We start from the raw sequence: 12,279 nt of genomic DNA on the forward strand, positions 1-12,279 counted from the left end.
AGCGTAAGACATTCTACACATGTAGGAAAGTCTTACGCTTTTTATTTTGCCCAAATTAGTCGAACTCTTTTTTTAGTCAACCCCATCAAATTGACAAAATATTAAAACAAGCCCCTTTATAATGAAAGCTATTATAAACAGTGGGGAGTGTATTAAAAGTGGAAAGAGGAGATCTAAGTATCATAACACCGTTACGAAATGTGGAGTTGCAACAGAATAAGTTTGACATCTCGAAGAAGCTCAAAATCATTCAACAGAAGCTCGATTATGTATTCCTGCAAAAGGGGATTGCCTTGCTTCTCATTTCTCTACTTCTTGGTCGAGCTTTAATATTATCCCATTTAACTCCGTTCGCATTGCCATTCTTCGCCGTTGTCTACTTATCCAAAAGAGACAAGGCCTCGTCCGTCCTTCTCGGTCTCTTAGCTGGTTCACTTACGCTTTCCATAGGAAATGCTGCGTACACCTTTATTTTATGTGTTATATTCCTGATTACTTATAAAATTCTGGAAAATTTATTCAAACATGCTTTTAAGATAGTGCCTTATGCCGTTCTATGTATCTCTTTTTTTATGAAATGCGGTTTCCAATATGTACAAAATGGCCAAACACTCACTCGTTACGATGGTGTAATGGCAGGAGTTGAAGCTAGTCTTGCATTTGTCCTTGTTTTTATTTTTATGCAAAGCATTCCATTTCTTTCTTCCCAAAAAAGAAAAAAATCTTTAAAGACGGAAGAAATTATCAGTTTGATCATCTTGCTTGCTTCCGTTTTAACGGGAACGATCGGTTGGACGGTATATGAATTATCCATCGAGCATATTCTGTCGCGTTATCTTGTTCTTCTTTTCGCTTTTACGGCGGGTGCGACTGTTGGATCGACTGTTGGGGTTGTGACAGGGCTGATTTTCAGTCTTGCGAATATTACTAGTCTCTATCAAATGAGTTTACTTGCTTTTTCAGGTCTACTTGGTGGTCTGCTTAAAGAAGGAAAGCGAATCGGTTCAGCAATCGGGTTAATGGTGGCAACGGTTCTAATTGGAATGTACGGGGAAGCGAACACACCACTTGCTTTGACAGTATATGAATCATGTGCAGCGATATTTCTATTTTTCATCACTCCATCAATTATGACCGATAAATTAGCGCGTTTTATTCCTGGCACTCCTGAACATGTAAAAGACCAACAACGATATGCTAGGAAAATTAGAGATATTACCGTTCGTAGAGTTGAGCAATTCTCATCTGTCTTCCAAGCTTTATCCAATAGCTTTTCTCAGCCCGAAAAATGGGAAGATGATAAAAACGAAGAACAAGAATTTGATTTATTCCTTAGTCATGTTACAGAAAAAACATGCCAAAACTGCTTTAAACGTAATAATTGCTGGAGTACCAACTTTGATAAAACATATGAATTAATGAGGACGGTTATGCATGATATGGATGAAATTTCGGGTACTCTCTCTTCTCCTGTTTATCGACAGCTTGACAAGCATTGTACGAAAGCAAAAAAAGTGAGGGATGCGATGCATAAGGAACTTACGATTATGAAGGTAAACCAGCAATTGAAAGTACAATTGCAGGAAAGTAGAAAGCTTGTTGCAGAACAATTATTAGGTGTGTCAGAAGTAATGGGGGATTTCGCAAAAGAAATTCAGCGGGAACAAGAAAGTCATCATCGGCAAGAGGAGATGATGCTTGATGTATTACAGGATTTCGGGATAGAGATTGAGCAAATTGAAATTTATAGCCTCGAACCTGGAAATGTCGATATTGATATAACCCTTCCTCATTCCAGTAGTTTAGGAGAATTTGAAAAAATAATTGCTCCTATCCTTTCTGACATTTTAAACGAAACAATAGTCGTAAAGGGAGAAGAGTATGAAGATTACCAGTCGGATCTCTCATACGCAACACTTCGATCAGCAAAAGCCTACCTTGTTGAAACGGGTATCGCGCATGCGGCGAAGGGAGGAGGTTTTTTATCTGGAGATAGCTATTCCACGATTGAATTGGGTCCCGGTAAGTTTGCAGTGGCGATTAGTGATGGGATGGGAAATGGGGAAAGAGCTCATCATGAAAGTAGTGAAACGCTAAAGCTTTTACAAAAGATACTTAAATCTGGCATTGAAGAAAAGGTGGCGATTAAATCAGTCAATTCGGTTTTATCTCTTAGAACGACGGATGAAATTTTTTCAACATTGGATCTTGCCATGATTGATTTGCATAATGCACAAGCAAAATTCCTTAAAATTGGTTCCACACCTAGCTTTATAAAAAGGGGGAATAAAATATTAAAAATTGAATCTGGTAATTTACCGATGGGAATTTTACAGGAATTTGATGTAGATGTCGTAACCGAGCAGCTGCGTGCAGAGGACTTACTCATCATGATGAGCGATGGCATTTTCGAAGGACCTAAAAATGTAGAAAATTATGAGCTATGGATGAAACGGAAGTTAAGGGAAATAGAAACAGATGAACCACAAGCTGTTGCAGATTTAATTATGGAGGAAGTGATAAGGACAAGATCTGGAGTAATTGCCGATGATATGACGATTGCTGTTGTCGCGATAAAGCATAATACTCCAAAATGGGCTGCCATTCCGGTAAAAAGTAGACATATGAAAATATCATAAAGAAGTATAAAAAAGGTTACTCCCGGCGAGGATGATAGCAACGAAACAGTTTCACTGTATGAAAACTGTTAAATCTGGAGGGGAGTACATGAAAAAGGGCAGTTTAAAACAAATTTTGTTAATTACGGACGGCTGTTCCAACCAAGGTGAAAATCCAATTTCAATGGCAGCGCTGGCACAAGAACACGGCATTACTGTAAACGTCATTGGTGTAGTTGAAAATGATTCGATTGAAGAAAAGGGAATAAAGGAAATTGAAGGGATTGCCACATCCGGTGGTGGCATTAGTCAAGTAGTTTTTGCGGAGCAATTATCACACACGGTACAAATGGTGACAAGAAAGGCGATGACCCAAACATTACAAGGGGTTGTAAATAAGGAATTGAGACAAATTTTAGGGAAAGAGATGGATTTAGAAGAGCTGCCGCCAGAGCAGCGAGGCGAAGTGATGGAAGTGGTGGATGAACTCGGCGAAACAAGTGACGTAGAGGTCGTTATATTAATTGATACGAGTGCAAGTATGAAGTCTAAGCTTCCTACTGTAAAAGAAGCCTTATTAGACCTTTCTTTAAGTTTGAACGCAAGGATGGGCAATAATCGTTTTGCAGTGTTAATATTTCCCGGGAAAAGGAGAGATGTAGAAAGGCTGCTAGATTGGACTCCTAATTTAGACCTGTTGACGAGCATTTTTCCAAAGCTCGCTGTTGGAGGGATTACACCGACTGGTCCGGCCATTCGTGAGGCGATATCATATTTCAAGAAAAAGCGTTCTTTGAAAGGGTTGCTGACGGGTGATGATGAACAATACATGGAAGAATCAATGTAGATATACCGGCGGCACGGTAATCGTTGGAAAATGGAATAGAAATCGCTATGAGATTGTCAAAAAGCTTGGCTCAGGTGCAAATGGAGTGGTGTATCTCGCTAAAAGCAGCTTTGGTTACACAGCTATAAAAATGAGTATCGATAGTGTTTCGATTATCTCAGAGGTAAATGTCCTAAAAGCACTTGAGAAGGTCCAGGGATCAACCCTCGGGCCTTCTTTGTATGATGTTGATGACTGGGAAAATGGTCCAAGAAAAATTCATTTTTATGCAATGGAATATATTAAAGGTCCAGAACTGCTTACTTTTATTAGGGAAAAAGGTCATTCCTGGGCAGGAGTAATGATGGTCCAACTGCTAGATGTTTTAGACGGTCTCCATCAAAAAGGATGGATTTTTGGTGACTTAAAACCAGAGAATTTAATTGTTGAGGGACCAACACCTAAAATTCGTTGTATAGATGTCGGTGGGACGACGATGAAGGGGCGCGCTATAAAAGAATTTACGGAGTTTTTCGATCGCGGCTATTGGGGGCTTGGTTCTAGAAAAGCTGAACCAAGTTATGACCTTTTTTCGACTGCTATGATGATGATTAATTTATACTACCCGAAACGGTTTGTTAAAAGCGGAAATAGTGTAAAGCAATTAACATCTATAATTCAGGGAAATAAAGATTTGATAAAATTTGAAACAGTTTTGATGAAGGCGCTACTAGGGAAATATGACAGTGCTAAAGAAATGAAAAAAGAGATTCTCATGATTCTCTCCGTAGGCGAGCGTTCGAAGAAGCAACGTACTACAAGGTACGTACAAAAACCGAAGAAGAATAAAATGAAATCGTTTCTTGAAACAGCTTCGATCCTGTTGGTTACCGTGATTTTATATACGTTATACATATATGGCTATATATTATAGGTAATTTTTAATGCTTTAAGCTACTCCTTCCAAACAAGTAAATGGTAACATGTAAGTAGAAAAGCGGAAGGCGCCTGTCCATCGACGTATAGGCCCACAGGATGTGGGTCCGTCGACGTCGCCACAGGACGTGGCGGTTTTAGTCGACGTTCTTTAGGGTCTCTGACTGAGATAAAGGAAACACGATGAGTCCGATAGGACGAATCGATGTTGACTATCGTAGGGAAGAGGGCAAAAAGTATGCTAGTCAATAGGCGCTGTAGCTAGACAAAGAAAAGCGGAAGGCGCTTGAATAGGGACGACAAGCAGATGTTCTGATGCAAAAAAGTCGTTTTTTGACTTTTATGCATCAGGTTATTTGACCTCGAGCCCCTAGCGCCTGCAGCTAGACAAAGAAAAGCGGAAGCGCCTGAAGTCAAAAACGGATGACAGAGCTTTTGAAAAAGGCGGAATTTCTGCAATAGTGTAAGGGAATGGTTTTTGTGTTGGAATTTGAGAGAAAAACGCATAACTTTATTTCAAAACATTCCTTGCTTCAAGAGGGAGATTATATTCTTGTCGCTGTGTCAGGTGGACCTGATTCTCTGGCGTTACTTGATTTTCTATATCATCAATCGGCAAAGTTTAATATAAAGATTGCAGCTGCTCATGTTGATCATATGTTAAGAGGAGATGCATCAAAAGAGGATCTTATTTTCGTTCAACAGTATTGTGAACATCGAGATATTGTCTTTAAAAGTGCTTCAATCGATATTAATACAAAAATGACTACCGATAAAACGGGTTTACAGGAAACGGCTCGAAAATATCGTTATCAATTTTTTGAAAAAGTAATGGAAGAACTTTGCGCAAATAAGCTTGCGGTCGGTCAGCACGGTGATGATCAAATAGAGACGATCCTTATGCGGCTTGTGAGGGGAAGTAGTGGAATTTCCAGAGCTGGTATTCAAGTGAAAAGGTCATTTGGGTCTGGTAAAGAAATGATTCGTCCGCTAATGGGCGTATCGAAAATGGAAATAGAGGAATACTGCGAGGCTCATCATCTAAAACCGCGTCGGGATTTAAGCAATGATACAAAAAAATATACAAGAAATCGGTTTAGACTTGATGTACTACCATTTTTAAAAAATGAAAACCCCCGAGTGATTGAACATTTTCAACGTTTCAGTGAAGAGTTGAGTGAGGATGAAGCGTTTTTTCAGGAATTGGCGAAGGAAGCCTTTAACAATTTGTGTCAGGAGTATGGAGAGGATGAAATAACTCTAGATATTCCCTCGTTTTGTGGAATAGCTTTGCCTTTACAAAGGAGGGTGATTCATCTAATATTAAACTATCTTTACAAGCAGTACATACCTGATTTAACGTCTTTACATATAGATGCACTACAACAGTTGATCAAAGGAGAGAATCCGTCAGGAAGATTGGATTTCCCAAATGGTTTAAAAGTAATTCGTTCATATGAATTATGCCGATTTACGTTTGTGGTGCAAGAGCGAAATAGTAGTTATTATTACGAAATTTTTGCAGGTGATCAAGTAGCTATTCCAAAGGGTAAAATGATACGTGTAGAAAAAGCCTCGCATTTACCTTTAAAAGCAGATGCGAATACACTTATCATCGACTCGGAATCCATTCAGTTTCCTTTAATCATTCGAACGAGACAACATGGAGACAAAATAAAAGTTAAAGGGATGAATGGCAGAAAGAAAATCAAGGATATTTTTATTGATATGAAAATACCTTTGGAAGAAAGGGCGATATGGCCCATTGTCACTGATCAAACTGGTGAAATTCTCTGGGTCCCTGGATTGAAAAAGTCTTCCTATGAAACACCTCCTGTACTACAAAAAGATTATTACCTAATATATTATAGCAACTAACTTTTCCTAGGAGGAAACCGACGAATGAAACATGATATTGAAAAAGTATTAATAACAGAAGAAGAAATTAATGCAAAAATAACTGAACTTGGACATAAACTTACAGAAGAATATGATGGGCGTTTTCCTCTTGCGATAGGAGTCCTAAAAGGGGCAACACCATTTATGACGGATCTTATGAAGAGGATTGATACATATTTAGAAATCGATTTTATGGATGTATCGAGCTATGGGAGATCCACTGTTTCTTCTGGGGAAGTAAAAATACTGAAAGATTTAAATACGCCTGTTGAGGGTAGAGATATCCTTATCATTGAAGATATCATCGATAGTGGCTTGACACTAAGCTATCTCGTTGACTTATTTCGCTACCGTAAAGCGAAATCAATCAAAATTGTTACGCTTTTGGATAAACCGACAGGCAGAAAAGCAGATATTCAAGCAGATTATGTAGGGTTTATCGTCCCTGACGAATTTGTAGTCGGCTACGGTCTTGATTACGCTGAGAAATATCGTAACCTGCCCTATATTGGGATATTAAAGCCTGAAATTTATGGCTAGAATGAATAATAATGAATAAAATATTGAAAAAGAAGTGGATTTGTTGTAAACACAGAAACTACTATGATACTATTGAATATAGTTTTTTTAAAAGCTAAAAATGAAAGCTTTTTTATAAGAAAAAATTTAAAATACAGTCATTTTTATATGCGCTTTTCGTAAAGTGGGAGGAGGTAAGGGATGAACCGGATTTTTAGAAATGTAATATTTTATGCTCTAATTTTTCTTGTGCTTGTGGGGATATTAAGTTGGTTTAAAAATAGCAATGAAACAATAAAACCGATGACGTATAATGATTTCGTCATGCATTTGGAAAATAATGATATCAAGAAGTATACAATGCAACCTGAACGGGGCGTTTATGAAATAAAAGGTCAATTAGCAAAAGCTAAAGAAGGTGAGTTTTTTATCACATATGTGATGAACAGTCCTGCTATGCTAGACCGTATTGATGCCGCAACTTCCTCTGAATTGGAAGTTAAGCCCGCGAAGGAAACTAGTGGTTGGGTATCGTTTTTCACGACGATTATACCTTTCATCATTATCTTTATTCTATTCTTCTTCTTGCTAAACCAAGCACAAGGTGGCGGAAGTCGAGTAATGAATTTCGGGAAGAGTAAAGCAAGACTCTATTCGGAAGAAAAGAAAAAGGTTCGTTTTAAAGATGTTGCGGGTGCCGATGAAGAAAAGCAGGAGCTCGTAGAAGTAGTGGAATTTTTAAAGGATCCAAGGAAATTCTCGGAGTTGGGAGCAAGAATACCAAAGGGGATTTTACTTGTTGGACCTCCTGGTACAGGTAAGACGCTTTTAGCACGTGCTGTAGCTGGGGAGGCTGGAGTGCCATTCTTCTCAATCAGTGGTTCCGACTTTGTTGAAATGTTTGTCGGTGTCGGTGCGTCTCGTGTCCGTGATTTGTTTGAAAATGCAAAGAAAAATGCTCCATGTATCATTTTTATTGATGAAATTGATGCTGTTGGACGCCAGCGTGGTGCTGGACTTGGTGGTGGACACGATGAGCGCGAGCAGACATTGAACCAATTACTCGTTGAAATGGATGGATTTGGTGAAAATGAAGGAATCATCATTGTAGCCGCTACAAACCGTCCTGATATTTTAGACCCTGCTCTATTACGTCCTGGTCGTTTTGACCGTCAAATTACGGTTGACCGTCCAGATGTGAAAGGGCGTGAAGCGGTCTTGCGTGTTCATGCAAGAAATAAACCGCTTGATGAGTCAGTTAATTTGAAATCAATCGCGATGAGAACGCCAGGTTTCTCAGGCGCAGACTTGGAAAATCTATTGAATGAAGCAGCATTAGTGGCTGCAAGGCACAATAAGAAGAAGATTGATATGCTTGATGTGGATGAGGCGACAGATCGCGTAATTGCCGGTCCAGCTAAGAAAAGCCGTGTCATATCCGAGAAAGAGCGAAACATTGTTGCGTATCACGAAGGTGGACATACGGTTATCGGTCTAGTATTGGATGAAGCAGATATGGTTCATAAGGTTACAATTGTTCCACGTGGTCAGGCTGGAGGGTATGCGGTCATGCTTCCTAAGGAAGACCGCTATTTCCAAACGAAGCCAGAGTTGCTTGATAAAATTACCGGGTTGCTTGGAGGTCGTGTGGCTGAAGAGATTACCTTCAATGAAGCGTCCACTGGTGCGCATAATGACTTCCAGCGTGCTACAGGAATTGCCCGCCGCATGGTCACTGAATTTGGAATGAGTGAAAAACTCGGTCCACTTCAATTTGGTCAAGCGCAAGGCGGTCAAGTATTCTTAGGTCGTGACTTACACAATGAACAAAACTATTCAGATGCGATTGCATATGAAATTGATATGGAAATTCAACGCATCATTAAAGATTGTTACAAGCGAGCTGAAAAAATTCTCAGAGAAAACCGTGATAAGCTTGAATTGTTTGCTCAAACACTTCTTGAAGTAGAAACCCTTGATGCCGATCAAATTCAGAGCCTTTATGAAAAAGGGGTTCTTCCAGATCGTCCAGTTTCTAAGGTGACTCCAGATTCATCAGATCCTAAAGTAACGATTCAGCCGAAGGACGATGGAGACATGTCGTTAAAAGAAGAACGAATCGACCCTCCTGTAGGCAAACCTGATAAAATGGGTCCAACGAAAAAAGCAGATGATCCATCCGATTCAAATGAAGAGGAAAATAAGGAATAGAATGAAGAAGACATCGAATGCAAATTCGGTGTCTTTTTTGATTGTTGTGAAAGTTGTCTTATCACCTACCTACCGGCCACACTTCAGTCAAGAAGTTTATAAATTTACACACAATAAAACAATTATGGTATGATGTTTGAAGAAAAAAAGTCTCTATAAAAAAGTGGTGAAGATGTTGATTTTTGTTTTGGATGTAGGAAATTCAAATATCGTTCTTGGTGCGTATCAAGGGAATGATTTGAAATATCATTGGCGCATTGAAACGAGCAGGCATAAAACGGAAGATGAGTTTGGCATGGCGATTAATGCCTTGTTTCAACATGTAGGATTAAGATTTGAAGATATTAATGGGATTATTATTTCCTCTGTTGTACCACCTATTATGTTCACGTTAGAGAGAATGTGCTCTAAGTATTTTCAAGTGAAGCCGTTGATTGTTGGACCTGGAATTAAAACAGGCTTAAATATAAAATATGAAAACCCCCGTGAGGTTGGAGCGGATCGCATCGTTAACGCGGTGGCGGGAATACATGAGTATGGAAGTCCGTTAATCATCGTCGATTTTGGGACAGCTACAACGTTTTGCTATATTAACGAAAAAAGTGAATATATGGGCGGCGTTATTGCACCAGGTATTGGAATCTCCACAGAAGCACTATATTCAAAGGCAGCGAAGCTTCCACGGATAGAGATTACGCATGTTGATGAAATCATTGGAAAAAATACAGTAGCGGCGATGCAGGCGGGTATTTTATTTGGTTTTGTTGGACAGGTTGAGGGTATTGTAAAGCGCATAATAGAGAAAAGTAAGCAAAAGCCTACGGTTGTTGCAACAGGTGGGCTTGCTAATTTAATTGCATCAGAAACGAAGATGATTGATATTATAGATCAAGATTTGACTCTTAAAGGGCTGCAACTCATTTATAAGAGAAATGTCAGCGAATGAAAGGTGACTAGCAAATGGCGGACTATTTAGTAAAAGCACTAGCCTACAATGGCCAAGTACGTGCATATGCAGCACTCACAACGGATACCATTGGAGAGGCGCAACGTCGTCATTATACATGGCCTACTGCTTCTGCTGCTCTTGGTAGAGCAATGACAGCAGGCGTAATGATGGGGGCTATGCAAAAAGGTGAAGAAAAAATTACGGTTAAAGTAGAAGGAAATGGACCACTCGGTGTTATCCTTGTTGATGCAGACGCCAAAGGGAATGTTCGTGGATATGTAACGAATCCGCAAACCCATTTTGATTTAAATGAGCATGGGAAATTGGATGTAAGGAAAGCAGTCGGGACAGAAGGTACGTTATCGGTAGTAAAGGATGTTGGTCTGCGCGAACATTTCACAGGTCAAGTACCAATTGTCTCCGGTGAAGTAGGAGAAGATTTCACCTATTATTTTGCAAAATCCGAGCAAACTCCATCTTCAGTTGGGGTGGGAGTACTCGTTAATCCGGATAACACTATTTTGGCTGCGGGTGGATTTATCATCCAAATTATGCCTGGAGCAAGTGAAGAAGTGATTGACGATATTGAAAAACGTTTAGGATCTATTTTGCCTGTTTCCACTATGATTCGAGAAGGGTATACACCTGAAGAAATTCTTAATCAGGTACTTGGATCCGATAATGTAAAAGTATTAGAAAAGGTACCAGTACAATTTCTCTGTACTTGCTCAAAAGAACGATTTGCCAACGCGATCGTCAGTCTTGGTGAAGAAGAAATCCAGGATATGATTGATGAAGATGGCGAGGCAAATGCTCAATGTCATTTTTGTAACTCCACTTACCATTATTCGAAGGAAGAACTGGAAGAGCTTAAAGAGACATCGAGAAAAAGTTTGAGCTAAAACGAAATGATGTGAAAAAGGCGGGCGTTGAATAAAACGAACCGCTTTTTTTGCTTTTATGGAAAGCAAAATTTACATTGGTGTTGTTTTGTAAAATTGCATGTGGTGTATGCCGATGAGCAAGGTGCGTGTTTTTTTACCTTATGGGAATATTTTCATAGGAATATGGAAATAATAAGTCTTCGTTATTGACAGTTCACCTATTTACTGGTAATTTGTAAATAAACCAACAAAAATACTCGGATTTAGAGGTGGAGAACATGACGAAAAAGGCAAATTCAATCGCCGAATTAGTGGGTAATACCCCGGTAGTCAAATTAAACCGCATCGTAGAAGAAAACAGCGCTGACGTTTATGTAAAGCTTGAATATATGAATCCCGGAAGCAGTGTAAAAGATCGAATCGCTTTAGCAATGATCGAAGCTGCGGAAAAAGAAGGGAAATTAAAAGAAGGCGATACGATTGTTGAGCCAACTAGTGGGAATACAGGTATTGGTCTTGCTATGATTGCTGCTGCGAAAGGCTACCGTGCAGTTCTCGTAATGCCTGAGACGATGAGCCTAGAACGCCGGAATTTACTTAGGGCTTATGGGGCAGAGTTAGTATTGACTCCAGGGGCTGAAGGAATGAAAGGCGCTATTAAAAAGGCGAATGAGTTAGCTGAGGAAAAAGGTTATTTTATGCCTCAACAATTCGAAAACTTTGCTAATCCGGAAATCCATCGCTTGACAACTGGGAAAGAAATCGTTGAACAAATGGGAGATCAGTTAGATGCATTTGTATCAGGGATTGGAACAGGTGGAACCATTACAGGTGCTGGCGAAGTTTTAAAAGAAAAATATCCTGATATTAAAATATTTGCAGTAGAGCCTGAAGACTCTCCAGTTCTTTCAGGTGGAAATCCTGGTCCTCATAAAATTCAAGGAATCGGAGCAGGTTTTGTTCCAACTGTATTAAATACAGAGATTTTTGATGAAGTGCTTAAAATCTCTACTGATGAAGCTTTTGCAGCTTCAAGACGTGCTGCCAAAGAAGAAGGCATACTTGGAGGAATTTCAGCCGGAGCTGCAATTGCAGCGGCATTACAAGTAGCGGAAAAATTAGGAAAAGGGAAGATTGTATTAGCAGTTCTTCCGGACAATGGAGAGCGTTATTTAAGTACTGCACTCTATCAATATGAAAGCTAATAATACTTAATGAGAAGCAGGTCCAAATTTGGGCTTGCTTTTCTATTTTTATTAAAAGAGGTATTCTATTAGAAAAGCGTAAGCGCCTTGCTCATTGACGTACAGGCCCACAGGATGTGGGTCCGTCGACGTTGCCACAAGGACGTGGCGATTTTAGTCGACGTTCTTTATTGGCCTCTAACTGAGATAAAGGAAACACGGTGAGGGACGAGCCGATGTTGACTTATCGTAG

9 protein-coding genes are annotated in these 12,279 nt (G+C 39.5%); all 9 read left to right on the forward strand.

The genetic code is table 11. From position 1 onward, the window contains the following. Positions 1-158 precede the first annotated feature (158 nt). The gene (spoIIE, locus tag KHA93_RS17880; protein ID WP_213111963.1) at positions 159-2,639 is read left to right on the forward strand and encodes a stage II sporulation protein E; all 2,481 of its coding nucleotides are present in this window, start codon (positions 159-161) and stop codon (positions 2,637-2,639) included. 58 nt (positions 2,640-2,697) lie between these two features. After that, the gene (locus KHA93_RS17885) at positions 2,698-3,465 is read left to right on the forward strand and encodes a vWA domain-containing protein (RefSeq protein ID WP_213111964.1); all 768 of its coding nucleotides are present in this window, start codon (positions 2,698-2,700) and stop codon (positions 3,463-3,465) included. After that, the gene (gene prkT, locus KHA93_RS17890) at positions 3,434-4,378 is read left to right on the forward strand and encodes a serine/threonine protein kinase PrkT (protein WP_213111965.1); all 945 of its coding nucleotides are present in this window, start codon (positions 3,434-3,436) and stop codon (positions 4,376-4,378) included. The genes KHA93_RS17885 and prkT overlap by 32 nt, the downstream gene beginning before the upstream one ends. A 473-nt stretch (positions 4,379-4,851) precedes the next feature. Continuing rightward, positions 4,852-6,258, forward strand: a complete 1,407-nt coding sequence (gene tilS, locus KHA93_RS17895) for a tRNA lysidine(34) synthetase TilS (protein WP_213111966.1) — start codon at positions 4,852-4,854, stop codon at positions 6,256-6,258. A 24-nt stretch (positions 6,259-6,282) separates the two neighbouring features. Next, a complete protein-coding gene (hpt, locus tag KHA93_RS17900; RefSeq protein WP_213111967.1) occupies positions 6,283-6,819 on the forward strand; it encodes a hypoxanthine phosphoribosyltransferase in 537 nt (178 codons plus the stop codon). A gap of 180 nt (positions 6,820-6,999) precedes the next feature. After that, positions 7,000-9,009: an ATP-dependent zinc metalloprotease FtsH gene (gene ftsH / locus KHA93_RS17905; RefSeq protein ID WP_213111968.1), complete on the forward strand. Its 2,010-nt coding sequence runs from the start codon at positions 7,000-7,002 to the stop codon at positions 9,007-9,009. 172 nt (positions 9,010-9,181) lie between these two features. Next, complete coding sequence (locus tag KHA93_RS17910; RefSeq protein WP_213113022.1) at positions 9,182-9,955, forward strand: type III pantothenate kinase; 774 nt, start codon at positions 9,182-9,184, stop codon at positions 9,953-9,955. Between the two features lie 14 nt (positions 9,956-9,969). After that, positions 9,970-10,860 carry an Hsp33 family molecular chaperone HslO gene (hslO, locus tag KHA93_RS17915; RefSeq protein WP_213111969.1) on the forward strand — a complete coding sequence of 297 codons (891 nt, stop codon included), beginning with the start codon at positions 9,970-9,972 and terminating at the stop codon, positions 10,858-10,860. A 260-nt stretch (positions 10,861-11,120) separates the two neighbouring features. Continuing rightward, on the forward strand, positions 11,121-12,047 hold the full coding sequence (gene cysK, locus KHA93_RS17920; RefSeq protein WP_213111970.1) for a cysteine synthase A: 927 nt from the start codon (positions 11,121-11,123) through the stop codon (positions 12,045-12,047). The last annotated feature ends 232 nt before the right edge of the window (positions 12,048-12,279 follow it).

Origin of the sequence: Lederbergia citrisecunda (assembly GCF_018343695.1) — a bacterium.
GTDB classification, from domain to species: domain Bacteria; phylum Bacillota; class Bacilli; order Bacillales; family Bacillaceae_C; genus Lederbergia; species Lederbergia citrisecunda.